The 26,710-nt window shown below is 61.4% G+C and carries 21 protein-coding genes and 1 rRNA gene; 15 read left to right on the forward strand and 7 right to left on the reverse strand.

The window, feature by feature from the left end:
• Positions 1–88: 88 nt before the first annotated feature.
• From ACFMO7_RS10765 to ACFMO7_RS10785, 5 genes are all read right to left on the reverse strand, one after another.
• On the reverse strand, positions 89–670 hold the full coding sequence (locus ACFMO7_RS10765) for a cob(I)yrinic acid a,c-diamide adenosyltransferase (protein WP_376795489.1): 582 nt from the start codon (positions 668–670) through the stop codon (positions 89–91).
• A gap of 212 nt (positions 671–882) precedes the next feature.
• Positions 883–1,752: a hypothetical protein gene (locus ACFMO7_RS10770; RefSeq protein ID WP_376795490.1), complete on the reverse strand. Its 870-nt coding sequence runs from the start codon at positions 1,750–1,752 to the stop codon at positions 883–885.
• A gap of 604 nt (positions 1,753–2,356) precedes the next feature.
• Complete coding sequence (locus ACFMO7_RS10775) at positions 2,357–2,521, reverse strand: hypothetical protein (protein ID WP_376795491.1); 165 nt, start codon at positions 2,519–2,521, stop codon at positions 2,357–2,359.
• 286 nt (positions 2,522–2,807) lie between these two features.
• Positions 2,808–3,449 (reverse strand): Chromate resistance protein ChrB, encoded by a 642-nt coding sequence (locus ACFMO7_RS10780; RefSeq protein WP_376795492.1) that lies wholly within the window; start codon positions 3,447–3,449, stop codon positions 2,808–2,810.
• A gap of 976 nt (positions 3,450–4,425) precedes the next feature.
• Positions 4,426–5,268, reverse strand: a complete 843-nt coding sequence (locus ACFMO7_RS10785; protein WP_376795493.1) for a heme NO-binding domain-containing protein — start codon at positions 5,266–5,268, stop codon at positions 4,426–4,428.
• 942 nt (positions 5,269–6,210) lie between these two features.
• Between ACFMO7_RS10785 and ACFMO7_RS10790 the strand changes: the two genes are divergently transcribed.
• Positions 6,211–7,134, forward strand: a complete 924-nt coding sequence (locus ACFMO7_RS10790) for a prenyltransferase (RefSeq protein ID WP_376795494.1) — start codon at positions 6,211–6,213, stop codon at positions 7,132–7,134.
• A gap of 114 nt (positions 7,135–7,248) precedes the next feature.
• Here ACFMO7_RS10790 and ACFMO7_RS10795 read toward each other — a convergent pair whose 3' ends face one another.
• Both ACFMO7_RS10795 and ACFMO7_RS10800 read right to left on the reverse strand, forming a co-directional pair.
• Positions 7,249–8,085, reverse strand: coding sequence for an LLM class flavin-dependent oxidoreductase (locus ACFMO7_RS10795; protein ID WP_376795495.1), 837 nt, complete (start codon positions 8,083–8,085; stop codon positions 7,249–7,251).
• A gap of 237 nt (positions 8,086–8,322) precedes the next feature.
• Positions 8,323–9,510 (reverse strand): acetyl-CoA C-acetyltransferase, encoded by a 1,188-nt coding sequence (locus ACFMO7_RS10800; RefSeq protein WP_376795496.1) that lies wholly within the window; start codon positions 9,508–9,510, stop codon positions 8,323–8,325.
• 727 nt (positions 9,511–10,237) lie between these two features.
• On the opposite strand from ACFMO7_RS10800, the gene ACFMO7_RS10805 reads away from it, so the two are divergent.
• The 14 genes from ACFMO7_RS10805 to ACFMO7_RS10870 form a co-directional block, all read left to right on the forward strand.
• Positions 10,238–10,825 (forward strand): acetate uptake transporter, encoded by a 588-nt coding sequence (locus tag ACFMO7_RS10805; RefSeq protein WP_376795497.1) that lies wholly within the window; start codon positions 10,238–10,240, stop codon positions 10,823–10,825.
• Positions 10,826–11,312: 487 nt separating this feature from the next.
• Positions 11,313–13,382, forward strand: coding sequence for an arginine--tRNA ligase (locus ACFMO7_RS10810; RefSeq protein WP_376795498.1), 2,070 nt, complete (start codon positions 11,313–11,315; stop codon positions 13,380–13,382).
• A 44-nt stretch (positions 13,383–13,426) separates the two neighbouring features.
• Positions 13,427–14,344 carry an LLM class F420-dependent oxidoreductase gene (locus ACFMO7_RS10815; RefSeq protein WP_376795499.1) on the forward strand — a complete coding sequence of 306 codons (918 nt, stop codon included), beginning with the start codon at positions 13,427–13,429 and terminating at the stop codon, positions 14,342–14,344.
• Positions 14,345–15,359: 1,015 nt separating this feature from the next.
• Complete coding sequence (locus ACFMO7_RS10820) at positions 15,360–16,613, forward strand: GTPase (RefSeq protein ID WP_376795500.1); 1,254 nt, start codon at positions 15,360–15,362, stop codon at positions 16,611–16,613.
• Between the two features lie 178 nt (positions 16,614–16,791).
• Positions 16,792–17,577, forward strand: coding sequence for a hypothetical protein (locus tag ACFMO7_RS10825; RefSeq protein ID WP_376795501.1), 786 nt, complete (start codon positions 16,792–16,794; stop codon positions 17,575–17,577).
• Positions 17,578–17,759: 182 nt separating this feature from the next.
• Positions 17,760–18,680 carry a prephenate dehydrogenase gene (locus ACFMO7_RS10830; protein WP_376795502.1) on the forward strand — a complete coding sequence of 307 codons (921 nt, stop codon included), beginning with the start codon at positions 17,760–17,762 and terminating at the stop codon, positions 18,678–18,680.
• Between the two features lie 470 nt (positions 18,681–19,150).
• Positions 19,151–20,098 carry a VOC family protein gene (locus ACFMO7_RS10835; protein WP_376795503.1) on the forward strand — a complete coding sequence of 316 codons (948 nt, stop codon included), beginning with the start codon at positions 19,151–19,153 and terminating at the stop codon, positions 20,096–20,098.
• 5 nt (positions 20,099–20,103) lie between these two features.
• A complete protein-coding gene (locus ACFMO7_RS10840) occupies positions 20,104–20,751 on the forward strand; it encodes a GntR family transcriptional regulator (protein ID WP_376795504.1) in 648 nt (215 codons plus the stop codon).
• 161 nt (positions 20,752–20,912) lie between these two features.
• Positions 20,913–21,830, forward strand: a complete 918-nt coding sequence (locus ACFMO7_RS10845) for a DUF6282 family protein (RefSeq protein WP_376795505.1) — start codon at positions 20,913–20,915, stop codon at positions 21,828–21,830.
• Positions 21,831–21,971: 141 nt separating this feature from the next.
• Positions 21,972–22,697, forward strand: coding sequence for a PIG-L deacetylase family protein (locus ACFMO7_RS10850; RefSeq protein ID WP_376795506.1), 726 nt, complete (start codon positions 21,972–21,974; stop codon positions 22,695–22,697).
• Positions 22,694–23,392: a 4-carboxy-4-hydroxy-2-oxoadipate aldolase/oxaloacetate decarboxylase gene (locus tag ACFMO7_RS10855; RefSeq protein WP_376795507.1), complete on the forward strand. Its 699-nt coding sequence runs from the start codon at positions 22,694–22,696 to the stop codon at positions 23,390–23,392. Before ACFMO7_RS10850 ends, ACFMO7_RS10855 begins: the two co-directional genes overlap by 4 nt.
• Before the next feature lie 3 nt (positions 23,393–23,395).
• Entirely contained in the window at positions 23,396–24,292 is an 897-nt protein-coding gene (locus tag ACFMO7_RS10860; RefSeq protein WP_376795508.1) for a DUF1932 domain-containing protein, read from the forward strand.
• Between the two features lie 415 nt (positions 24,293–24,707).
• Positions 24,708–25,976: an MFS transporter gene (locus tag ACFMO7_RS10865; RefSeq protein WP_376795509.1), complete on the forward strand. Its 1,269-nt coding sequence runs from the start codon at positions 24,708–24,710 to the stop codon at positions 25,974–25,976.
• A gap of 598 nt (positions 25,977–26,574) precedes the next feature.
• A 16S ribosomal RNA gene (locus ACFMO7_RS10870) occupies positions 26,575–26,710 on the forward strand; the annotation flags it as partial.

Below are 26,710 nucleotides of genomic sequence, written 5' to 3' on the forward strand. Positions count from 1 at the left end.
CCTCACAGGAGATAATGCACAGGCGAGCCGTTTTGTTGCGGTCGACCTGATCGAGCCAAAGAAAAGGGTACCAATGGGTGGCAGCGGCCTACTCGGCTGGGGATGAGCCAGGGACCTGACCTGGTTCTGTGTCGGGCAGGGTTGCCAGCGAAGAGCGTACCTCAACATAGCGTGCCAGGATAAAAACCACATCGGAAAGGCGATTCAGGTAGCGAATCACCTCGCCATTGTGGATGACCCCGTCGTGGAGCAGCTTCACAGCCAGGCGTTCGGCGCGGCGGATCACCGTGCGCGCGAAATCAAGGGCGGCCCCATCGGGGGTATCGCCGGGAATAATGAAGCGGTTGGGAATCTCCACCTCGCGCTTCAACCGCTCGGCCTCTGCCTCCAGGCGCTGCACATGCTCTGCGGTGATGCGCAGCCCAATTTTCTCATAATTCTCGGGGGGAGTCGCCAGCTCTCCCATTAAGAGGTAGAGATCCTGCTGGAGACGGTAAATAAGGTCCTTGACCCGCTGGTCCCTGGCGACAGCGCGCGCCAGCCCAAGGGCCGAAGTTGCCTCGTCGACCGTGCCGAAGGTTTCAGGGCGCGGATCATACTTCGGGACGCGCTGCTCCCCGAGCAGCCCGGTGTAGCCTGTATCGCCGCCGTGAGTCGTCACTTTGGCCATGCTTGCCACTCTCCTCTCTTGTCTGCCTTCCTGCTGGCCTGCTTCCGTCTCGTTGTTTCTCCGACGCGCTCGCGCCTCTTCCTCTCAGTCCAGTCAGAGAGCGGGAGCTGTCTCAGCCAGGCAGAGAGCACCTCGTGCAGGCCCCTTAAGGGGACCGAGGTCGACCCTGACCGTGGCCCGGCTCCTACCTACCTACCTAACTATAGCACAGATCACTCGCCTTCAGCGCGACCGCGGTAGCGGTAGGCGCGGCTCACGCGGCGCCAATCCAGCTCGCGCCCGCGCACCGGGCGTTCCTCATCGAGGGGTTCCAGGGTATTAGTGGCCAGGAAGCGGCGGCGCAGGTTAGAGAGGTCGATCTGTTCATCGGGAGGGAAAAAAGCGCGGTAAAGGAGCGTCGCCTCGGCCAGCGTCAGGGTACCGTCGCCGCTGGGTGGTTCGCGGAGAGCGCGCAGCGGGCGAGTCTCCTTACTCAGGGCCGTATGGGTCTCCTGGCGCCACCACTCGATACTATCGCGGCGTGGAGTGGCCATATCAGCCAGATAGCGCAGCACTAGCTCGGGGTTGCGTTGGATCTCCGAACGGAGCGTATTGAGGGCCATCTCCAGCACGGGCCGCGCCTCGGGATCAAGCTGGCGCTGACCGGACTCGACCTCGGCCACCGGCGTCCATTGCACGCGCAGGCTCGGTACCGGATGGCGGTGCAGATTGGGGCGCAGCTCATCGCGATTAGCGCGCAGGAGCACACTGTGGATCAGAGAAACGGCCGCCCCTTGCTCGGCGCTCCCCCAGACATAGACCTGCTGCTCTACCCAGCCCGCCTTTAACTGCAGCAAGGCGGCCTCATCGGGCCAGAGCAGCACTGCCTGCAGCGTGCGGAGCACCGCCTCGGTCACCGTCTCATTGCTCAGGACAAGGCGCATGGGCGGTCCCCACGGCCCTTCACGCAGCAGCACCCAGAGTGTCCAATCACGAATGGCAAAGATCACCACACCAGCGGTGACCATCAGACGACGGGGGCTATTGTCGCGCACGGGCCGCGCGGGGATCGAAGAATTTGACCCTGAGAGCGGTGTGTTCACGCTTCTCCTTGTGTCCCCCTGTCCGCGGCAAGCTTTGACCCGGCCATATGTAGCTGATTCTACCTGCTCTGGCCGAGGGACGCAAGCCCACAGCCTGGCCCCTTTCTCCCTTTTTCGCCATGGGAGAAAAAGAGAAGAAAGGGGCCGGCCCTGCCCATGAGGGCCAAAAGCCTATCTTCCTCTCCCCTCTTTGTTCTCCCGCCTTGAGATGGCGAAAGAGGGACATTGTCCTGATAGGAGACGGCCCGGCCCGACGGAGGCTGAGAGCCTCATGGTCATGGACGGCGAAAGGCGGAAGAAAGGTGGCTTAGTCGAGGGAAAAGAAAGCGAGGTGAGACTGGGTAGCAGACGATGAGCGATAGCAAACGCCAGGCTGCCTCGCCTTTGAGGCGCCCTGGCGGAGGCTTCTTCACTGCAGGTGATCCGCTTGGCTTGGCTTGCAGCGTTTCCTCGCCCGGGAGCTTTACGGACAGGAATGGCGCGGAGCAGGTGGCTCCGCTCCGGAGGCCGGCCCCTGCAGCGAACCGGCTCAGGGCCGGAGATTGGCCCTCCCTGGCTGACCCCACTCCACTAGAGGTGAAGGGGAGCCGGAGCCTTGGGCCGCTTACTTCAGGAACAGGAGCCGAAGCAGCTGATAGGTGCCTAGCGCCGAAGCGGCGCTTGCAAGCATGCCCAGGAGCAGGCGATAGCGTTGCAAGGTCTCGCGTAGCGCCAGCGCTTCAACCCTGGCCTTACCTGCTGTTGTCTGTCTTAGAGATTGGTGCTGCATAACCTCTCCTCCCGCCGCAAGCGGCGAGCGCAATAGTGGCGAAGAAAGCTGGAAGCTGTGGGCTTCCCACATGCCTTCCTCGCTCTACTATAGATACGGCTAACGGCAGCTCACAGTTGGAGGTTTTCAACCTCTTTGGCCGCTTTGGCCCAGCAAGCGGTTCAGGCCAGCCAATTGGACTGGTGAAGACAGGCAACCATACCAGGCAGACGGCAACCGTCTTTGCCCCCTGATCCGCTTGTCTGATTGATCGCTGACCTGGGCGTTGCTGCTGTCTTCTCTCTGGCTAGAGCTGGCCGGCGACCGTCGAGGAGTCGGCCAGCTGTTGACTTGCCTCCTCGCTCTCTGCAGAGAGCCTTCCATAGAAAGTTAACAGGCGACGGGCCCGCGCATAATCCCTTTCCACTAGAAGGCGAAACAGCTGCTCGCAGCCGGCCAGCAGCTCGGCCGCCGTGGCCCGTTTGGTGGCGGTCAGTGAGCCAAGCAGGTCGTGGCGGCGGGCACTGCGAAAAAGCCCGTGCAGTTTCTCAAGGCAACTGCCCAGCTCTGCCTGAACAACCTCGCTGTGGCACTCGGTTTCAATCAGAGAGGAGGCATGAGTCAGGAAACGCTCGGCCAGGTCGATAACCTGCTCGTATTCACGATAGCGCGCCTCCAGCAACGTCTGCAGCATACGTTCCTCGTCAGCAGGATCAAGGGCAACAAGGAGGAAAAGGCTGGCTTCTCCCCCCATCTCCCGTATTTCGCTGGCGAGCTGGCGAAAGTGCTTTTCGACCTCCTCTGTAAAAGGCAGGACGTAGACCGAGTGTTGGAGCGGGTAGGCCCCCAGATGCTGCAGGCGGCGCCAGACCCAGACTCGCTTTTGCGAAGGTTCACTTGGAACTTTATACGTCAGTTGCAACCAGCGCGTACCACTGCGCTCAGACATAGGCTATCCCCCCGGAGGAAATGCCAGTAACATATGTTACTAGCACCTGGTATCTTACTCGATGGGAGGGGAAGAAGTCAAGCATGAGGAGAGAAGGAACGCATCCTGGGCAGTAGAGCAGGGGAGAGTGAGTTGGCTTCGAGCAGGGGGCAGCGGCCAGAAGGGTCCGCGGCGGATGGGCACTTCGAACATGTCGCCGGTCCGGACGCCTGAGATGAGCGCTAGACAGAAGAAGGGCTGCATCGGCAAGCAGCCACTCTCGCTGGCGCTCTCGAACGCGGCCGGAGAGGGAAGCTGCTGTCTGGGGCAGTAAAGGAAGGTCTCCGAGGCAGCCTGAGTCAAGCGGCAATCCGCTAGCGGAACCTGGGACCCATGCTGTTCCCAATGGCTCAGGCCGAGGACTACCGGCAGCGGCCAGGCTCACAGTCAGGCCCTGAGCGCCATCTGATGGGCCTGGCCTCAGCGTGGAGTCAGGGCGGCGATCACCTGTCATCTATGCCTCCCACAAAGAGCATGTAGCTGAGGGAAGTAAAGTGGACCTGGCGGAGCGCACCTTCCTTCGACATTGCTGATCCGATCTGCCTGGCATAGCCCAGGGCGGATGTCCGGCTTCTGGCGAGGGAGCCTGGTAGCCCCAAACCTGCCTGTGGCCAGAGGGCCAGTGGGAGAGGCCGCTCCTTCACTCCTTCACCTCCTCTTGCAGCGGAGATAGAGCAGATCGTCCTGGCCTGCGCCGCTACCAGTTGGCCCGTCCACCGCACCTGCTATCTGCAGGATGAAACCCTGGCTTCGCTCCAGCTCGGCGACGTTGAGTAGCAACACTTGTTACGGTTCCCGGAGAGCTGCCGGCAGAGGATCTGCAGGTGGAGGTTGACCTGCCGCCGCCATCACGGGCAGGCTCCCAATCGCCGGGGGAAAGCCAACCGTTCGCCGAGGGGCAGCCGTACAGCCTGCCTGCATTCACCCAGAGCGGGCGCTATTTCCCCGAGGTAGGAGCGCGCCAATAGCGGCGATGGAACAGCTCGCTTCCATCCTGGCCGGCATTGCTTTTCACCAATCCGGCGAACTGCAGGTGCTCCAGAGCCTCGAGCAGCAAACGCGGGCGCAACTGCTCGCTCTCGACCTGGCGCAGGCGCAGCCGCTCTGCCAGCTCGGAGAGCGTGAGGCCATCCTGCTCGGGCAAAGCGAGCAGGACCAGGTGAGCCAGACGCAGGCGCGCGAGCCGTTGGCTCGTCTGAGCTGGCGTTTCGAGTGGCTGGCCTTTGCCGGGGAGAAACTGCACTTCCAGCCGGCACTCAGGGGCGCCATCTTTCATGCAGGCGACCTCGATAATGCGCACGGCCTCGCCGTAGCGCTCCGCCGCGCCTTCAATGGCTCCCCACAACAGAGAGCAGAGATGGCGAGGGCTGTTGTAGATGAGCAACAGCTCATTTGGATTGCTGGAAATGCTCTCGTAGCGAAAGACTGGGGGAATGAGCTGAGACGAGGCGCGTCGCATCTGGGCATGGGCATCGCGCATGGCCAGGAGGAGCGCGCGCCCGCTGCGCACCTGGCTCAACAGGTAAGCGCAGAAGTGTCCCGTAAGGCCATTGAGCAGGAAGTAGCGTCCATACTCGCGCAGCAACGTCTCTGGACTCAGCTTCGTCAGTTTGCTGGCGGCCTCGACGCCGAGAAGCCACTGCTCATCTTTGTAGATACGACTCGCCAGAGGGGTCCCGTGACTCTCTAAACCGATGGCTCTGCGGTAGACCTCTAAAAGTCCTCTGCCAAAGCGCTCATAGAGATACCGCTCCCACGTCACAACGATTAACCCTTGCATAATACACCTTCCTCCAGACAGAACCTCGTGGCAGGCCAGCCCACATTGTCCTGGCCTACCCTGCCTTGGCTCGCCTCGTCTGACTTCACCTCACCCCTGCCTCCAGCCCTCAAAGGGAAAGTACCCAACCCCTGTGAGCATCCGTGTGGCTGAAGCAGGAGCCGCCTGTACTGGCTCTCAGCGTCTGGGGTCTGCCCTCCTTACTCTGACAACAGCCGGTCTCCGGCAGCAGGCGGCGAGGTGCCCCCTTGCTCCTCTCACCCTTGGGTCTTGCCCGGCGGCCATGTCCTCCACTCCTCCCTGGTCACCCTTCAAGAAAGGTACGACCTTCTTACATTTTCCGTACATCCTGTTTCTTGAGCCATTATCGACAGAACATTATTGCTCCTTTTTCTTATTTTTTTTGGGCTAGCATAAAACAAAGATGCCGAAAAGACACTGACGATCAGCCCATGGGCCTGCCTCTCTAGCCGTAGCTGTCGCTACTCCTTTCCTGGGAGCCCAGGAGTGCCACCTGTCCCCGTCCAACCTTTCTCGTGGGCGGTGATTTCTGGGCACAATGATATTATATGTTTCTTTCTTTGTTCTATCAATATAGAAAAGAAAATTATACAAGAATATTTAATCGGATTTTTATACTGGCTCAGCGATGTTCTTGTGTATCATCCGACAGCAAGGGAAAGAGCAACCTGACGGAGAAAGCGAAACCTGGTCCGTGCGTGGGTGCTCCTCGTGGTGGGCAGCCGTGTTCTATAATTGAGGAGGTAGTATCGCCGATGGTCGATCGGGTGGGTGAGGAGCAGGGGCTGTCGAAGAGAGCGTCTTACCGGCAGCCAGCCTCGGCTGGGGTCAGGTAGGTGAGGAGGCAAGGAGAGGAGCGGCGGCAAAGCAGAGGCAGACCAAGAAGCAGGGGTCTATCATGAGGAGGTTCCAGTACGGACTATGGAAAAGCTGAGTAGCTGGGCAACGCTGACCAGGGCCCGCACCTTGCCCGTCATGGGGGCGCCAGTAGTTCTCGGGGCTGTTCTAGCCTGGCAGGAGGGCTATGGCTTCCAGTGGGGTTTCTTCCTGCTCACCCTGGTAGGGGCGCTGGCCGCTCATCTTGGGGCCAACGTCATCAACGACGTCTTTGACTTTGCGGCGGGCACCGACGCACGCGCCCGTCAGCTACAAAACCGGGGGGAGGCCTTTGCCACCGGCTCACAGGCCCTCTTCAGCGGCAAAGCCACGCTCGCCGAATATCGGCGCTTTTGGCTACTGCTCTTCGCGGTCGCCCTGCTGTGCGGTCTCGTCCTCAGCCTCTGGCGCCCCTGGGTGCTTGCTTTCGCCGTGGGAGGGTTCCTACTGGCCTTCTTTTACGTTGCGCCACCCCTGCGCCTTGCCTATCGCGGGCGTGGTCTTGGCGAACTTGACATCTTTCTCTCCTTCGGCCTGCTCCCGCTTGTAGGCTCCTACTACGTTCAGGCGGGCAGTGTTAGCCTATCTGCCATACTGGCTGCCCTGCCCGTTGGACTCTACACCACGCTGGTCCTCTATTTCCATCACTTCCTTCACTGGCGGGCCGATCGCGAAGCGGCCAAAAAAACGCCAGTAGTGCTGTTGGGAGAGGCCAGAGCGCGGCAGCTTGGGAAGCTGCTCCTGGGCCTCACCGCCCTGCTCATCATCGTCGACATCCTTCTTGGAGTCTTCCCCTGGTATGCGGTCCTGGCGGCCCTGACGGTCATCCCCGTCTACCTGGTCCTGAGACGTGCCCGAGGTGAGCTGCAGCACTACCTGGTCCTCATGGGCCAAAACATGAGCAGCAACCTGCTGGCGGCGCTGCTGCTCTTGTTAGCTCTGCTTGTGCGGGGTTTCACCCACCTCTGATTGGCGCTTGTCCGCAGCGAGGTCTCTGCCCTGCTCCCGGGCCATAACCGCTGTGACGGACTTGAGGCGCGAGACTCCTCTAGAGGCCCTGAGAAGCCTCAAGGGGCCTCAACCTTAGACCGGCGGGCCGGCCTGGATGCGCTGGAGTGCCTCGGCAGCCTGACCGGGCCCAGGCAGGGCGAACTCTATCCACCAGGTTGCCCCTGCCTCGGCAAAATCCCGAACCTGCCTCCGGGCCTCTGCCTGGTTCCGGGGACTGCTTCCGCCGACCACCAGGTCAAACCCTTCCAGACTGCCGCGCTCGGCCTCTAAGAAGCGCCGGATAGCCGCGACATCGGTGGGCCGCATTTGTCCATCCTCTTCATCGCCTGGCAGCTTGGCTGGACAAAAGCCGTCCCAACGCGCGGCACGGCGAGCGGGAGCCTGACGCGGCCAGAATCCCCCGATCCAGATAGGAATACGCGGCTGCTGGAGCGGGCTGGGCCTGAAGGCTACAGGAGCCACCTGGTAATAAGCTCCGCGATGAGAGAAAGGCTGGCCACTCAGCAGGCCCGCCAGGACTGCCAGTCCCTCATCGAGTCTGGCGGCCCGTTCCTTGAGATCGTCGCTCTCGCCAAAGTAGCGATCTTGAAGATCGCCCAGTCCGAAGCCCAAGATCAGGCGGCCGCCGGAAAGATGATCCAGCGTCACCGCCTCGCGTGCCACCTTCCAGGGCTGGCGCACGGGCAGAGGAATCACCGTAATGCCCAGGCGTATACGGCTCGTGCGCAACGCGATAGCCGTCAGTAGCAGCCAGGGATCAAACGTGAGCTGTCCCTCGGCCCAATAAACGGTATAGTCCTCCAGAAAAAGACCATCCCAGCCGGCTGCCTCGGCGGCGCAGGCGTACTCAATCAGGCGCTGACTCGAGCCTTCGATACCTGCTAGAGGTAAAACAAGGCCATATTTCATCGGTGTGCTCTTTCCTCCAGACTGATCGGCTGCGCTCGCTTCCTTCCATCACTGGCTTGCTGGACCAGCCTCAGCAGTCAGGACCTCGGAGGCAAGCAGGCCCAGGGCCGGCCATTGAACCCAGCCGGGCCGGCCCTGGGCCATCCCTGTTGTTAGAAGCCAGGTTCTGCTCGTGGCCCAGAACAGGCGGAGGCGCAGGACTGGCAGCTCCCGAGCAACTCCAGCCAGAGCGGAGAGCTAGGCCACATTCTCGAAGACAGCAGCGATACCCTGGCCACCTCCGATGCAGAGCGAAGCCACCCCATACTTCAAGCCCTGGCGGCGCAGCTCATGGAGCAGAGTAATCGTCAGCCGGGCCCCACTGGCAGCTAGCGGATGGCCAATCGAGATTCCACCGCCATTGACGTTCGTCTTCTCCCGCGGCAGGCCCAGCTCCTTTTCCACCGCCAGATACTGAGCGGCGAAGGCTTCATTGACCTCGATACGGTCCATGTCCTCCAGGCGCAGATCGGCCCGCTTGAGAGCCTGGCGAATGGCCGGGGCTGGCCCGATGCCCATAATCTCGGGGGGCACGCCCACCACGCTCCAGGAAACCAGGCGTGCCAGCGGCTGCAGCTGATGGCGCTTCACAGCCTCCTCGGTAGCCAGGACCACGCATGCCCCTGCATCGTTAATACCGCTGGCGTTGCCGGCAGTCACCACTCCGCCTTCTCGGAAGCGAGCTGGCAACTTCGCCAGGGCCTCCAGCGACGTATCGCGAATACCCTCGTCCTGACTAAACTCTACCCTATTCCCCTTGCGATCGCGCACCGTCACAGGGACAATCTCCTCTGCCAGCCAGCCGGCCTGCTGGGCGCGGCGGGCCGCGACCTGGCTGCGCAGGGCGTAGGCGTCGACCTCCTCGCGCGTCAGGCCATAGCGCTCGGCCAGATTCTCCGCCGTGATGGCCATGCCACAGCCGATATAGGTATCGATCAGGGCCTCCCACAGGCTATCTTCAAGCTGGGGAGTCTGGCCCAGCTTAAACCCAAAACGGGCGCCCCGAATCACATGGGGCGCCTGTGTCATGTTCTCGGCCCCACCGGCCAGGGCGATATCGCCCTCGCCAAGCAGGAGGAGCTGAGCCGCACTCACAATCGCCTGCAAACCCGAGCCGCACAGGCGATTGACCGTCAACGCTGGCACCTCGATCGGAAGGCCAGCCTTCAAAGCGACGTGACGAGCAAAGTAGATGGCATCCTTGCTGGTCTGCAGAACATTGCCCATGACAACCTGATCAACCAACGCCGGCTCCACCCTGCTCCGTCGCAGCGCCTCTTTGGCGGCGATCACGCCCAAATCGATAGCGCTGATCTCTGAGAGAGAGCCTTGCAGGACACCTACCGGTGTGCGTGCCCCTGCAATAACGAAGATATCTTGCGGCATCGAAGCACCTCATCTTTGATGGTGAAGGGAAAGACAGTAGCATCTGCATGCAGGTGAGAGCGCGATCGTCACAAAGGCAAGACCGGCCTCTGTCGGCAGACCCCGCCCCGGCGCGCATCCTCTAGCCAGTGTACCACATCGGCAGGTGAGTGCCCAGGCCGAGCTGTTCCTCTGCCTTCTGAATCCCAGCCTGGCCGCTGAGAGGGCCAAGAACCGCATCGACAGCCCTTTTCTGTCAGAGACCGCCTCTCCCCTCCCTACCTCTTCTGACGCGGCTGCTCTTGAGCCATCTCACGAGGTAGTGTTTGGGGAGCGGGCCGCTAGAGTCAGTTTGTTCCTTAGAAGGCCATAGAACCACGTTCCGCCAGCCCGCGAAATGTGTTATAATAATCACGTACACCACTCCTCTGATGCGACCATAGTTACTGAGCAGTAGCCAACTGCAGAAAGGGAGGTACTGGGCGCCAATCTCATCCATAAATAGATATATGCCTGGTTGTGGAAGCGCGTAAGCGAAGGGGTACCTGAGCGAGCGCGAGGCGGATAGAAGGTGTTTGCAACATCTGGTGTGGCGACCTCCTACCTGGTAGGTAGCAGGCAGAGGCGCCTGTGGAGAGTACCAGCCCGGGCGGCGCAGTGCCCGCAAGCGAGCTAAGCGCCGAAACCGGGAGGTGAGGTCCATCGGGCCAAAAGATCAACAAATCTCGACAGAAAGGTGGGAACGTCAATGGCCCAGATTGCAGCAGAGCGCAGCGAACCGGCTGCCGCCGCAGTTGCCAATCCCGCTCCACTTGGCCTGGCCGCATTTGCCCTGACCACATTTGTCCTTAGCGTTGTCAATGCCGGTCTTGTCTCCAGCAATGGTATCAATGATGTTCTTGGTCTGGCGCTCTTCTACGGCGGCCTGGCGCAGTTCCTGGCGGGCATGTGGGAATTCCGCAACCGCAACACCCTTGGAGCCACGGCCTTCTCGACCTATGGGGCCTTCTGGCTGGCCTTTGGCTTTACCGTCTGGCAGAAGCTGCTGGTGACCGGTCCTATCCTGGGCTGGTTCATGCTGGCCTGGGGGCTGATTACCCTGCTCTTCTTCCTGAGCGCTCTTCGTACCGACCTGGCCCTGATGGCGGTGCTTTTCTTCCTCTTCCTGACCTTTGTGGTGCTGGGCATCGCTGAGTTCAGCGGCAACTCGGTGATCACCAATGTTGCTGGCTGGCTCGGCATCGTCACCGCCCTTCTGGCCTGGTATCGCTCCTGGGCGGGCATTCTGGAGAGTGGTCAGGGACCATTCCGCTTGCCGGTTGGGCCAATGGCCTGAGTCCGCTTCCTGGCGGTCGCTCTCGCCGGTAAAGGTCCGTCTGATTTCCGCAGCGAAAGCGAAGAGAGAGTGGTGTCGGCGTGACAGGCCAGCCACCTGTCACGCCCCTTTGGTATCGGCCCACGCAAGCAGTGCTCTGACCGCCCTGATTCTCTCCTGACCTCTGTTCCTCCGGCTCTCTTGTCGACGGCGGGCTGACCGTCCTATCTGGCTGGCTGGTGGCCTGCTGTGCCAGAGAGAGCCTGTCTTCCGGCCCTCTCCTCCTGTTGATACGCACCGTGTCTCGTCGCCCTGGTCTGCCTGCCGCCTCTCTTTCTCCTTTCTTTGAGAGAAAGAGAAAGAGCGGGACGGCGACAGCGGACTGGTCCCCCGTGGTCCCCTGGGCCTTGACCGGTCAAGAGAGCTACGCTATAGTGTAACGCAAACGTTTCACTCTAGAATGACCCAACTTCATTCGTCCGTGTTGCGGATTGTTTAGTGAGGCCGTATGACAACAAGCACAGAGGCACAGGAAACCGCCGAAGCGGCACCGAGAGATCTCCATGAGTATCTCAGCGCACTGGTTAGAGAAGCGGCGAGGAACTACCTGGCCCGGGAACAGATCGATTATCCTGTTGAGGAACTCCCCATCGACCTGGGCTTCTCCGCCCAGGCCAGCTTTGGGGACTACTCCGTTCCGCTCATGCCGTGGGCCGCGAAGAATCGCCTGGGACGGCCACCGCTGGTCATTGCCGAAGCCCTGGCCGACTATCTGCGCTCGCTGAACCTGCCAGCGCTGCAGGAGGTCACGGCCACGCGCCCGGGCTATCTCAACTTCCGTCTCAACCGCCCACTGGTGAGCCGGGACATCATGGTGCGCGTGCTGGAGGCCGGCCCTGACTTTGGGCAAAGCGAGGCGGGAGTAGGCACCAAGGTGGTGGTTGAGCATACGAACATCAACAGCAACAAAGCGGCCCACGTTGGTCACCTGCGCAACTCCTGCCTGGGAGACACGCTGGTGCGGATGCTGCGCACCCAGGGTTACCAGGTAGAGGCTCAGAACTACATCGACGATACCGGGGTCCAGGTGGCCGATGTGGTGGTCGGTTTCACCCTCCTGAAGGAGGGGCGGCTCCATTTGCCCGAGGGCGATGAGCCTCTGCCAGGTGAGCCATTTGACTATTACTGCTCGCGTGTCTATGTGGCCGTAGGCAAGGCGTACGACGAGGAGCCAGCCTTGCTGGAGCGGCGTCGTGCTGTGCTGCGGGCCATTGAGCGCGGCAGCGAAGCTGAGGCTGGTCAGCCGGAGGAAGAGGCGGATTATGCGGCCCTGGCCGCCGACCTTTCTCAGCGCATTGTTCAGGCCCATCTCAAGACCATGTCCCGGCTGAATATCTCCTATGACCTGCTCACCTGGGAGTCGGCCATTCTCCACAGTGGCCTCTGGCGCAAAACCTTCGAGGTCCTGAAAAATCGTGGCCTGTTGCGGCGTCCTGAGAGCGGCAAGCTGGCCGGCTGCTGGATTCTACCCTTTGGTGAAGGCGAAGCCCAGGACGAAGAGGGCGAGCATACCCTGGATAAGGTGCTAGTCAAGAGCGATGGGACGGCGACCTACACCGCCAAGGATATCGCTTACCAGCTCTGGAAGTTTGGGCTGACCGATGAGGCGGCCTTCGATGTCCACTTTACCTTTGTGCCCTGGGGCCGTCAGCACGATGGGCGCCTGCTGTGGACCATGCGCACGCCGGCGCGTCAGGGAGAGACCAGCCACGAGGGAGATCCCTTGCGCTTCGGGCATGCTCAGCGCGTCATCAACGTCATCGATGTGCGCCAGTCCTACGCCCAGCAAGTGGTCTACGAGAGCCTGCGCCGCCTGGGCTATGAGGAGCAGGCCAAAAACTCGACCCACCTGGCCTACGAGATCGTCACGCTCTCAGCCGCTACTGCCGCCAGCCTCGGGATCGATACCTCAGACGGGCGCGAATTCTATCCGATGTCGGGCCGCAAGGGCATCGAGATCAAGGCCGACGACCTGATCAACGCGGCCATCGCCCGGATGAAAGAGGTCAAGCCGGATCTGCCGGACGAGACCGCCGCTATTCTGGGGGCCTCGGCGATTCGCTACTTTATGATCCGCTTTAGCCTGCAACAGGTGATCGCCCTCGATATGGAGGAGGTCCTCCGGCCAACCGGAGACACGGGGGTCTATCTCCAGTACGCCTACGCGCGTGCCAACAGCATTCTCCGTCGCCTGCAGGAGAGCGGCTACGAGGTGCCCGAACACCTGGACGAGCTGCCGCCTGCTCTGGAACAGAGCGAATGGGAGCTGCTGCGCCATATCGATGCCTATCCGCGCCGCCTGGCGGAGGCCACGCGCCACCTGGCCCCCAATCTGCTGGCTGCCTATGCCTACGACCTGGCCGCGCACTTCAGCGATTTCTACGAGCACACACCTCCCATCGTTAAGGAAGAGGATCAGCGTGTCAAGGCATTCCGCGCCTGGATTGTGCGGACCACGGCCCAGGTGATGAACAATGTGCTGCGCACGCTCGGCTTCGTTCCGCTTGAGCGCGTCTGAGCCTGTGACAATCGCAAGAGCACAGCAGTAGAAAGATCAAGGCAATGGTTGTAAGAAGGCCAAGGTTGCGCTTTGGCATCAAAACGGCGCAGCAGTTTGTAAGCTATGAGGAAGTTCTGCGGGTCTGGCAAGAGGCCGATGCCCAGCCGGCCTTTGAGCACGCCTGGCTCTTCGATCATTTTATCCCGCTGGGGCCGGAGGAGCAGAGTCAGGGGCCGATGCTGGAAGGCTGGACGCTGCTGACGGCCCTGGCGACCCAGACGCAGCGGCTGCGTTTGGGGCTGATGGTGGCTGGTAACACCTACCGTCATCCCGCTCTCCTGGCCAAGATGGGGGCGACCCTCGATCTGATCTCGAGGGGGCGGCTTGACTTTGGCCTTGGGGCGGCCTGGTTCGAGCGCGAGCACCGCGCCTATGGCCTGCCGTTCTACTCAACGGGCGAGCGTATTCGGCGCCTGGGAGAAGCCTGCGAAGTCATCAAGCGCCTCTGGACAGAGCCGCGTGTGACGTTCGAGGGAAACTACTATCGCCTCTACGAGGCGCCGTGTGAACCGAAGCCGCTCCAGCGGCCTCATCCCCCTTTTGTCATCGGCGGCAGCGGCGAGCGTCTGACGCTGCGCGTGGTGGCGCGCTATGCCTCGATCTGGAACTATAATGGCAGCGATGTCGACGAGTTCCGGCGTAAGCAGGCTGTACTCGATGCCCACTGTGCTGCCATTGGACGTAATCCGCAGGAGATCGAGCGCTCGATTCAGCTACCTCTTGAGCAGGGCCGTCCCCTGGAGGCCCTCCGCTCAGCGCTACAAACCTTCGTCGAGGCGGGCGCCACGCACCTCATTCTCAACCTGCGCGCGCCCTATGCGCCGGACATCGTCGCGCGCCTGGCCGAGGAGGTCGTGCTGCCGCTCCAGGCCGCGGCGGAGGCGGCAAGGCAAAAAGAACAGCAGGCCGGACCTCAGTAAGAGGCGGGAGCCTTTCCTGGCTGACCTTGTGCTCGGGGGCCTGGCTGCCCGCTGTGGACCCTCTCCACATCTGCCGCGGCCAGCCAGCTCTCCCGAGGCTCTCTCCGGAGCGCCTGGCAGACCGTACCTGCTGACCGCCCCTGCGGGAGTCGATCAGCCATTGCAAAGGCTAGATGGCCGGGACGACTGGCCGGCCAGCGTCTCTCTACCTCTGCTATCTCCGTAGTAGTAAGTAGAGGTGGTCATAGCCCTGGTGTCTGAACGCCGGGAAGGGACTGGCGAGAAATGCGCCGACCCATCGCTGACCGCGGCTGTGATCGACCTCAAAGTCGAAGTCTGGAGAACAAGGACAGGGCGAGAGAGGGTCACCAGCCTTCGCCCGGCGTTGCCTGTGGCTGTGGCCCGGGCGCGGAGAACGGGAGAAAGAAGCTGGTGGCGTGCGATTGGATAGGAGTCACGCGGACCTGGCCACCGAGGTCAGCCGGCTCGCTCGATAGTTCCTATCCTGAAGCGCACAATTGCTCTTGCCCGCTGGTCTCATGCAGGCAAGGTGCGATCTGCAAAAAAGAGCCGCTTGCCTCAACAAGACCTGGAGCAAGCCAGCCGTGGGGCTAAAGCTCAAGCGCAAACCAGGCAGCGAGATCGCTGAGCCGGCGGTGAGGCGCTGGGGTGAGGCGGTGGGAAGCGGTGGGAAGCGGTGGGAAAAAGTCCCGCAAAGGTTTCTGAAGAGGGAGAGGGGGAAGAAGATGTCGAGGGGAAGAGCGTGCCAACAAGCGGAGCGCCCTGTCAGGGGGAGTGCGAGCGAGCTACCCTGCCAGGAGCTGGCTCCCGCCAGCCGCTGAGGTGCTACGACCGCTTGGAAGCAAGCAACCAGGATCTTCCTTCAGTGCTGGCGCCGAGCCTGGCGGTTGCCTCACCTGGGCACAAGAGCTATAATGGTTACGAAAAGTGCCATTGTTGAGGTTGCAGCTTTTCTCTCATCGAGGCACGAATAGCACAGGGAAGGACGACGCGCGTGGCCCAGAAAAAGCCGAACTCCTCAGCCAGTGAGGAAACGACCAAGAAGAACATTGTGGAGCAACTGCTCCCGCGAGCCTTTCGCAAAAGCAACCGTCCGAAGAGCGTCCGCGAGCTGGGCATCAATGTCCTCAAGAACCTGCCCACCAATCTGGCGCTGATGCAAGCCTTCATGCGGGCTGTGAACTGGAAGCAGGCTCATGAGGAAGTGATGGCCGGTCTCGGTCACACGGTAGTGATTGTCGGGCGGCCCAATTCTGGCAAGAGCACCCTCTTTAACAAGATCATGGGGAAGAACATCTCCCTGGTCTCCCCGGAAGCTGGCACCACGCGAACCCTGGTACCAGCCGAATTTGGCCCGTTCACGCTCATCGATACCCCCGGCCATCTTCCGGAGATCACCCGAGATGCCCTGGAGCAGGCCAGCGTCATTGTGCTCCTGTTCGACGGCGTCCGGGGTTTGCAGGCGGAGGACCGAGAGCTGTACAACGAAGTCAAAGCCGCCAACAAGCCCACAGTCATTGCGGTCAACAAGGTTGATGCCTTGCCGGCGGGACTGGATGGCGATCGTCTGGCGACCCAGATCGCCGTACGCCTTGGCGTAGCCGGAGTGATCCCGATCTCGGCCCAGAACGGGCAGAATATTGCCGAAGAGCTAATCCCGGCCATCATTGAATCCAGCCCCGAAGCCGCTCTAGTCATCGGACGAGAGCTGCCGGCCTTCCGGCGCAGTGCAGCCCAGCGAATCATCCGTAATGCCACGCTGCTCAGCCTGGCCGCCGGTCTGGAGCCGGTGCCTTTCATCGACATCCCCATCATCCTGGGAACCCAGGTTCGCCTGGTGCTCCGCCTGGCCGCTCTTTATGGAGAACCCATCTCCTCCGCTGAGGCAATGCGCCATGCGCGTGAGCTGGTGCTGACTATGGCTGGCGGAGCGGGCTTCCGCTATCTGGCGGAGCAAGTGGCCAAAGCGGTACCTATTGGCGGCGACCTGGTTGCAGGGGCCATTGCGGCGGCTGGAACGTGGGCCATTGGCCAGGTAGCGCTGGAATACTACGATAGCGGCAAGAGCCTGGCGCCCCGACGGCTCCGGCAGCTCTATCATGAGTTCTATCAGCGCTTTCGCCGCGAGAAGACCGCCGAGGAGCTGCAGCGCTACGTTCGCGAAGACAAGCAGCAGGAGCGGCTCTTGCCTCAAGGGACAGAGTCGACGCCCTCCGCGGCGGAGGCGGAGTCAGGCCGGACCGGTTAGGGGGAAAAGCGCGCTTAGAGCTTGCCCGCCGGCCCCCGGTCGGCCCGTGCTTATCTCGCGATAGCGGGGCAGCGCTTCGGCAGGTGTGACGTGGCATCCTGTTGGCCGGTCTAACCAGGAGCCTGCAGTCACAGGGTCCCTGGCCTGGTATGAGACTACAACGAGAAGAAAGAAGAACATGTCGTTCCCCTATGAGCGTTATCGGACACTGCTGAATAGCTTCCTGCTCTACTATCCGCGGGGGTACGAGCAGCAAGCGCAGCATCTCCTGCTGAAACTCAATCGGGCGGCGGAAGAGCTAGGCCGTTTGCTCAACCTGCCGCTGCCGGAGCTGGAGATCATCCTGGTGGCGCCCTCTGACTGGGAGAAGGTGCCTCATGATGAGGATCTGGGGAAAGCGCAGACCCGGCTGCCCTATTTTACCAATGCGACGGAGCCACCTTCGCTGGTCGTGCCGACCCAGCTTGACCCCATCATTGGCGAGCCGACAGCCGAGAAGCTGACCTTCCTCCTCTATCACGAGCTGGCCTATGCTTTTTTGGAGCAGGACCCACGCCCCTGGCCGGAAGACTACCCGCTCTGGGCCGATGAATGGCAGTTGCAATTTGCGGCGCTCTGGCTCTCCCACCGCCTCGATGGCCAGCAGGACGTAGTCAATCGAGACCTGCATGAGCTATATGCCGAAATCTTTCTAGCGGAAGATGACGGCAAGACCCCGGTCACTATTCGCAGTTTCAGCTGGGACGAGGAGACCTCGGCAGAAGATTATCTCTGCTTCGATCTGCTCCTCGAGCGCTTTGCCCTTGACCTCTTGAAGCGAACTGGCCCCGAGGTCTTGCCGCGCTTCCTGCGCGAATATCGCAAGGAGCAGCGCGCCCTGCTCAGCGATGAGGTCACTGCCATGTTGGGGGCGGCCATTGGCCCCGATGGGGTAGTCTGGCTGGAAAGCCTGCCCTACTTTTAGTTGAAATAGTGAGCGGGCCGGTTCCTGGCTCGCCTCTTTGCCTTCCCGCCGACGCCAACGCGAGGGTAGACGCGACCTGCCGAGGCCGTTGGCGGCTCCGTTGCTTCCGTAACTGCGGCTTCATCAACTCAGCGATCACTGATCGTCATCATCATTTTGCTGGACTGATGTGAGGATGGCCTATGTTTCAGCGCGTAGCGATTGTCGGATTAGGCTTGATTGGCGGCTCTATCGGGTTGGCCCTCCACCGGGCGAAGGCGGCGCGCGAGGTTACCGGCTATGACCTGGGGCGCGGGGTGTGTGAGCAGGCCCGAAAGGTCGGGGCCATCGATCAGGCATATGATGCTCTGGCCGATGCCGTGCGCGGGGCCGAGCTGGTGGTGCTGGCCACCCCTGTGGGGGCCATGCGCGCCCTCCTGCAGCAGTTGGCCGGCTGTGTAACTCCTGGAACTGTTATCACCGATGTGGCCAGCACCAAGGCCCAGGTCATCAGCTGGGCGGAGGAGTTTCTGCCGGAAAACGTCTCCTTTGTAGGGGGACACCCGATGACCGGCAAGGAGGTCAGTGGGGTCGAGGCTGCCGATGCGAGCCTCTTCCAGGGACGCATCTATTGCCTGACGCCAACGCCGCGCACACGCCCCAGCGCTGTCAATAAGGTGGCGACCTTTGTGGAAGCCTTGGGGGCCCGCATTCGCTTTCTCGAACCGGCAGAACACGATGGCCAGGTCGCTTATGTCAGCCATCTGCCCTTTGTGGCCGCCATCGCCCTCATGACTACCGCCGCCGATGCTCCCTCTTGGGGCGATGCCGCCATGCTGGCTTCCAGCGGCTTCCGCGATATGACGCGCCTGGCCGCTGGCAGCCCCGAGATGTATCGCGATATTTGTCTGACCAACAGCGAGGCCCTGGTCCGCAGCTTGAATGAGTACCTGCTGACGCTGACACGACTGCGCGATCGCATCGCGGCCCGTGACCCCCACCTCAATGAGATCTTCGCTCACGCTCAAGAGCTACGCCTGCAGTGGCAGGCCGCTTTTGCTCCGACGAGTGTGCCCAAACCCCAGCGGGGCGAGCCAGGCCACAATTCATCGGCAGGCAGCTAGATTCTCCTCTGACTTCCACTGGGCACACTGCGCGCCTCCTTGCCCGCGAGGGGCGCCTTGCCTTGACACTGCGGCAAAAATATGCTACAATTGTAACAGTTGTGAGGAGCACGCCAATGCAGGCGTTGCTCCTCGCGAAGAGCCTTCGTGGCCGCCGTGAATCGCTTTTCTTTTTTTTTTGTCGGAATATTGTCAACAATTGTGTTGACAATTTGTGGTCGCCCCGCGGATTGAGCTGGCACCATGACAGGTAGTCAGGTGCGAAGCGGGGCGGGCGAGGTGGCTGGCATGGCACTCCCTGGCCTGGAGGAAGCGAGTGCTCTTTATGGGCCGCTCCATTGTTGACAATATTGCCGACACAGTGGAGAGCACAAGAGTGGCCCTGCCAGGCGGAGTGGCCTGGCGCGCCCGCTGGTCGGGGCTGTTGGCGGGAGTCGTATCTGACCCGCTACGAAGGAGGTTGCTGAGCCATGTCCGAAGCGCTCTGCTTTGACATTGCTCATCTGGGACATGTTGAGCTATTGACACCCAATTTTGACGAGAGCCTCTGGTTCTTCGTCGAGGTCCTGGGTATGGAAGAAGTGGCCCGCCTTGGGCGCTCAGCTTATCTCCGTTGCTGGGGAGACTATGAGCGCTACTCCCTCAAGCTAACCGCCCACGAGCAGGCTGGGGTTGGTCACACGGCGCTGCGGGCCATGAGTCCAGAGGCTTTGGAGAGGCGCGTAGCTGCGCTAGAGCAAGGAGGCTTTCGAGGAAGGTGGATTGAAGGGGATCTCGGTCATGGCCGGGCCTATCAGGTTCGCGGTCCCGACGGCCATCTCCTGGAACTCTACTACGAGACCGAGTACTATCAGCCTCCCACTCATCTGCGTCCGGCCTTAAAGAACCAGCCGCAGAAGTTGACCGGGCGTGGAGTAGGGGTCAAGATGCTTGACCACGTCAACTTTCTCTCTTCGGAGGCTGAGGCGGATGGTGAGTTTGTCGAGCGCTATCTGGGCCTGCGTCTGACGGAGCAGATTTTGCTCAACAATGGTCGGCGTCCGGGGTTGTGGTACCGGGCTACCAACAAATCCTACGACCTGGTCTACACGCAGGACGCCACGGGGGCTCGGGGACGCCTGCATCACATCGCCTTTCACGTCGAATCCAACGAGCTGATCTGGCGGGCGGCCAATCTCTTTGTTGACCACGGCGTCTTCATTGAGTTTGCCCCCAGCAAGCATGCCATTAACCAGACCTATTTTGTCTACGTCTACGAGCCAGGCAAGAACCGCATCGAGGTCTGTTCCGGTGGCTATCTGGTCCTGGCTCCCGACTGGAGGCCGATCACCTGGACAGAGGAAGAGCGTGCTCGCGGTCAAGCCTGGGGGAACAAGACGGTCGAAACCTTCCATACCTATGGCACACCGGTGGTTTGAGGAAGATGGGAACTCAACTGCTGAATGAACAGACCTGCTATGAGCGTCTGCGCAACTGGATCATTGACGGCACGCTTCAACCCAATGAGCGCCTGGTCGAGCTTGATCTGGCGGCCCGTCTGGGGACGGGGCGCGCAACCGTGCGTACCGTGTTGGCTCGCCTGGAACAAGAAGGGCTGGTAGTGCGCGAGCCAAATCGTGGGGCTCGTGTTCGCTTCGTCTCTCATGAAGAGGCTGTAGAGATCCTGGAGGCTCGTATGGCCATAGAGTCGCTGCTGGCTCGCTTCGCGGCCTTGCGGGCCCGGCCCGAGGATGTGGCCCAGATGCGCAACCTGTTAGCCCAGATGCGGGCCTGCGTCGAACAAGGCGATCTCGTCTCTTACTCGGCCATCAATACGGCCTTGCATCGGGCGATCGCCGAGGCCGCTCGCCACCGCACGGCGGCCAGATTGTTGGAGACGCTTGGCTCGCAGAGCGTGCGCTACCAGTACCGCACGATCCTGGCACCTGGTCGTCCGACTACCTCGTTAAGTGAGCACACGGCGATCGTTGAAGCAATTGCCGCCCATGATCCTGATGCCGCCGAGCAGGCTATGCGCGCCCACCTTTCAGGAGTATGCGAGACCTTGCGCCGCCTGAGGCAAGGCCCCTGACGGCCCGAGCAGGGCAAGGGGAGGCCGCTCAGGGAGGTCTGGCCCGCTGTGCCGGGCAGCCGGCGGCTGAAGCTCTGTTCCAGCCTGCTTCGCAGGGCCGAACGACCGCTGAAGCTTCGGCCCTGACGAGCTAAGCATAATAGTAAAGGAGAGTGAAGCGTTTGAGCGCGAGAGAGCGTGAGGGCCTCATTCGCTTGCTGGCCGGTGCTATCGATATCCACCTCCACATCGAGCCGGATCTAATCGAGCGCAGTACAGATGATCTCTCGCTGGCCCGCGAGTTTGTGGCCCTGGGCTGGCGTGGCTTCGTTCTCAAGTCCCACTACTTCCCCACAGTCGAGCGGGCTAAGGTTGTCTCTGCCGCCGTTGCGGGCGCACAGGTTTTCGGAGCTGTGGCCCTCAACCATGCTGTTGGGGGGTTCAATCCGGTAGCCGTTGATATCGCCGGTCGGGCCGGAACCCGCGTGGTCTGGCTGCCCACCGTCGATGCGGCCAACGAGGCCCCGGAGAAGCAGGCGGCCCGAGGGGAGCGACACCAGCCGTTTTGGTCCCGTATCCAGGCAGAGATTCGCGCCAGAGGCTATGCTCCAGAGCCACTTAGTGTCTTTGATGAGCGCGGACGCCTGCGTGCCGAGGTACGGTCCTGTCTTGCCTGCGTGGCCGAGTACGATATGGTCTTGGCCACGGGCCATCTGGCCCGCGATGAGATCCTGGCCGTTGTAGCGGCAGCGCGGGAGACTGGTGTAAAGCGCATCGTGGTCACCCACGCTCTCTTCCCTTCACAGGCTCTCTCTATTGAGGACCAACAGCGCCTGGCGGGCATGGGGGCCTATATTGAGGGCTGTTACACCACCTTCTACACCAACAAATGCCCCTGGGAAAAGCTGTTCGCCGCCATTCGCGCCGTCGGTCCTGAGCGGACCGTCCTCTCATCTGACCTTGGCCAGCGCTCGAATCCGACGGTCGTTAACGGCCTTCTTGATTTCGCCTCCCGCCTGCTTGCAGAGGGCTTCACGCGCTGTGAGGTTCAGCGCATGCTGGTTGACAATCCAGCTCGCCTGGTTGCGGAGAGAGGATGAGGAAGGAGAGATCCGTGGTTTTGGTCATCTTAGCAAAGAAAGAAGGAGAAAGAGGTTGCCAGCAGCGGTGTGAGGTAGGGGAGGCTGGCAGAGGGAAACGCGTTTTAGTCCATCTCTTGGTTGAGTGAGGAGACGGTGTCTATGACTAAGGCGACAGATTCCGGCACATTACTGGTTGTGAGTGCCCACGCTGCCGACTTTGTCTGGCGCGCTGGGGGGGCCATTGCCCTCTATGCGCAGCGTGGTTGGCGTGCGCGTGTCCTCTGCCTCTCCTTTGGGGAGCGAGGCGAGTCGGCGCGCCTGTGGCAGGAAGGAAAGGCTCTGGAAGAGATTAAGGCCATCCGCCGTGCTGAGGCCGAGCGTGCCGCGGCGATTCTCGGGGCCGAGATTCGCTTCCTGGATGCTGGCGATTACCCACTCGATGTTACTCCGGAGCTTCGTGACGTCCTCGTCCAGGAATTCCGCCAATATCGACCTGACATCATCTTGACTCATTCTCTGCAGGATCCTTACAACATGGACCATCCGCGCACCAGCCAGCTTGTGCTTGAGTGCCGCATCCTGGCCCAGGCGCATGGTTATCCTTCTCCCCATCCTGTCATTGGGGCACCGCCGGTCTTTCTCTACGAGCCACATCAGCCGGAGCAGTGTGGTTTTCGCATCGATCTGCTGCTCGACATCACGCCAGTCTTTGACAAAAAGCGCCAGGCAATGGAGTGCATGGCGGCTCAAGAGCATCTCTGGACCTATTACACCGATGTCGCCAGGCGGCGGGGGACGCAGGCGGGGCGCAACTCTGGCCAGCGCGTCGTCTACGCCGAAGCCTATCAGCGCGTCTATCCCGCCGTTGGAGGTGAGTTTGTATGAAGCGTCCTGTTGTTGTCACAGAAGTTCCACGTCCCGAGCCGGCGCTCGTTGAGCAGCTTGCCGCCTATGGGGTGGCAACAGTCCATGAGGCTCTGGGCAAAGAGGGGCTGTTGCTGCCCTACCTGCGGCCCATCTATCCCGACGCGCACGTCGCGGGGGCCGCCGTCACAGTTCTCTGTCCCCCGGGCGACAACCTCATGGTGCATGCTGCCATCGAAGTCTGTCGGCCTGGCGACGTGCTGGTCATTGCCACGGAGGCCCCATCGATGGATGGCATGTTTGGCGAACTGCTCGCCACCTCAGCAAGAGCGCATGGGGTTCTTGGTCTTGTCGTCGACGCTGGGGTGCGCGATGTGGCCGCTCTGAGTGCCATGCGCTTTCCTGTCTGGTCGCGGACCATCTCGGCCCGTGGCACTGTCAAAGAAACTGCTGGGGCCGTCAACATTCCGGTTGTTTGTGGAGGGACCCTTATCAGGCCCGGCGATGTGATTCTGGGCGATGCGGACGGGGTGGTCCGTGTTCCCCGTCAAGGTCTGGCGCAGACCATTGCCCAGGCCGCCGCGCGCACTGCTAAAGAGAATGCCACGCGCGAGCGCCTGGCCGCCGGTGAGCTGGGCCTTGATATTTATGGCCTGCGCGCCAAACTCCAGGCTCTAGGGGTTGAGTATGTCCGCTACGCCGATTGGGAGGGCTAGCCGATGCATCTCGGATTTATCGGCTTTGGCGAGGCCGCTTCTGCCATTGCCTCGGGACTGGCTGAGGAGGGCCTGGGCGAGCTGTACGCCTACGATATTGTCTCCACAGAAGCGCTCGCTGCACGTGCTGGTCGTTGTGGTGTGCACCTCGTAGCTAGCCTGGCCGAGCTGGCCGCACGAGCCGATCTGATTCTCTCGCTCGTTACTGCCAAAGTTGCTCTGGCTGTTGCCCGTGAAGTGGCTCCGTATCTAAGAGCGGATACGATCTACGCTGACCTCAACTCCTGTTCGCCGGCGGTCAAGGCCGAGATCGGCCAGATCATAGCTCAGCTCGCCCCCGAAGCCACCTACACCAGCGTGGCAGTGATGTCAGCGGTGGTGCCTCTGCGGCATCGTGTCCCGCTGGTAGCCGATGGACCAGGAGCCGGGCGCCTGGCGCAGACGCTGGCTCCCTATGGCATGAACATAACCGTGCTGGATGGTCCACTGGGATCCGCTGCCACGCTCAAAATGTGCCGCAGCGTGGTGCTCAAGGGCCTGGAGGCTCTCTTTCTCGAAGCCCTTCTAGCGGCAGAGAAGGTGGGGATCACAGAGCAAGTCGTAGCCTCGCTCAACGCTTCCTTTCCCGATAAGCCCCTTGGTGACCTCGGTACCTATCTGCTGGAGCGCCACGCAGCGCATGCCGGGCGGCGCGCCTATGAGATGCAGGAGGCAGCGGCGACGCTGGCCAGCCTGGCCATTGAGCCGCTGGCGGCTGCGGGAGCGGCCCAACGCCTGCGCTGGTCGGCGGAACGGCTGGCCGGCTTAATAACGGCTGAGCGCCAGCGCGAGGCTACTGGGGGCGATGAGCAGAGGCCAGGCGGGTCTTATCGCACCTTATTAGGCCGACTCCAGCCATAGATGGGCCTTGAGAGGAGGTAGAGCACAGCAGAAGCCAGGAAGCTTCCCTGGCCAAAGAGGAAACCAGCGAATGAGATCTTCCAGCTATAGCGGCGAGCGTTGCAACTGGGCCACACGGACGAGAGGCCAACCGCTAGACAGGGTCATCTGCAGGCTATCGCTGGCTATAGCGGGTAGGTCAGCCTAACTCAGTACTGATCGGGCTGGAAGGGGTCCAACATGTATACAAACGCTTGATAGGGGCTTGGCCGCCTCGATGGTATCCAAGGAGTAGAGGCTCTGGCTTCCATGGTAGGAAGCGCTCGATCAGGCAGGGCACGTCACGGACCGGGCCGCGCGGCGTGCCATCCAGCCTATCACTCTTCATATCAAGTGGACGAACGAACGAGCAGACAAGAAAAAGGAGTTTGCCGGTATGGCTTCGCCGCAGAAGAGAACCTTTTTCCGCTATGAGAACGGCGTCGTTCTCATGATGTTCTTCACCTTTGGCTTCGTCTTCATGGAGCGGCTCAGCATTGTCTACCTCTTCCCCTTCATAGCTCCCGACCTGAAGCTCAACAATGCCGAGATTGGCCTGATTGCCTCGATCCTGGCCGTCTGCTGGGCGATCTCCGGGTTCATCTTTGGCTCGATCTCCGATCTGGTTGGCTCACGGAAAAAAGTCCTGCTGCCCATCACCCTGGCCTTCTCGCTCTTCTCTTTTCTTTCCGGCCTGGCGCGCAGCTTCTGGCAGATGATCCTGGTGCGTGGCCTCATGGGCATTTCCGAGGGGCCGGTGCTGCCGCTGGCACAGGCGAGTGTGATAGCGGCCTCCACGCCCGAGCGCCGCGGCTTCAACCTGGGCTTTGTTCAAAGCTCGTTGGGGCTAATCGGCTCGTTTTTGACGCCGATCATTGTCACCCAGATTGCTGTGCACTACTCCTGGCATGAGGCCTTTTATCTGGTGGGCGTCCCTGGCCTGGTAATGTTCTTCGTGCTGCTCAAGTGGATGCGCGAGCCGGGCCGAGGCACTGCTCAGGAGAGTCAAGCAGTCGAGCACACCAAAGTGCGTCTGGCCGACATCGGCGCCGTCTTCCGCCACCGCAACATGTGGTTCTGTGTGCTGATCGCTATCTTCTCGATGACCTGGCTATTCGCCTTTACTACTTTCGCCCCAACCTTCTTGACCGAGGTCAGTCACTATTCGCCCGATGAGATGGGTCTGATCATGTCGGCGGTGGGTTTGGGAACCTTTGTCTGGGGCTTTGTTGGCCCGGCCATCTCCGACCGTCTGGGCCGCAAGCCGACCCTGATCCTCTTTGCCTTCGTCGCCTCCCTATCGCCGATCTGTCTGGCCCTCTTGCGGGCCCCGGTGGGCGCCATGATGGTGGTCGCTTTCTTGACGACCGTGGGGCAGGCGGTCTTTCCGCTCTTCCTGGTCGTTATCCCCGGCGAATCCTTGCCCTACCGGCTGGTAGCCAGCGCGGTTGGTCTGACCCAGTTTATCGGTGAGCTGGTGGGTGGTACTTTTGCCCCCTGGCTGGGTGGCGTAGCCGCCGATCATTGGGGCCTGGTAGCACCGATGTGGATCGCCGCCGCCGGGATGTTGGTGAGTGCCCTTCTGGCATTCGGTCTCAAGGAAACGGCTCCAACAAAGGTCGGGCATGGCTCACTCGAGGCCCAGGAAATCGTGACCACCGCCTGAACCTTGTCGCTCTTCTCCCTTCACCCCCATCAGAAGCGGGCCCCTTTTTAGGACCCGCTTCCCATTTTGGGAAAATTTCTGGCAAATTGGCCATTACCCTCTTGACAACGCCTCCGGGCTGTGAGATAATCACACTCGCCTCGCGGGGAAAGAAAAAAAGCCAGCGAGGCCACTCAGCGAAAGTCGGCTATCCCGCTCATCGCTGGTGGGCTGCCCGAAGCCAACGTTGGCAGCCAGGCCAGTACCTTCTGTTCCCAGGTTTTGCGCTTGGTAGGGAGATTCTGCTCTCAGCGAGCTGGCGGATAGGAGGCTCAGTGAGCAAGCGGGTGACGGCCTGAGTGAGGTCAGGCGTTGTACCTTGACAATTGAAGAGTGGAAAACAGCAGAGGCGGATGTGCTGTGTTCGCGGCTGACGAACCACGGGGCGGAGGCCCTCTTTGAAGAGGTCCGCTCGCCAGAGGTGGGTTCGTCAGGCAAGACAGCGCAGATGGCCCTGACGTCCAGAAAGAAGCAGAATGTACGGCGGCGGCTTGCTCAGCGGAGGCTGGGGAGTCAGCCGCTGAAGATAGAACTCGACATCAGCTCTTTAGTAAAGAACTGGATGGCGAGTTTGATCCTGGCTCAGGACGAACGCTGGCGGCGTGCCTAACACATGCAAGTCGAACGCCCTTTCCGCGAGGGGAGGGAGTGGCGGACGGGTGAGGAACACGTGGGTAACCTGCCCTGCAGTGGGG

This window comes from Thermogemmatispora sp., assembly GCF_042408735.1.
GTDB lineage: Bacteria > Chloroflexota > Ktedonobacteria > Ktedonobacterales > Ktedonobacteraceae > Thermogemmatispora.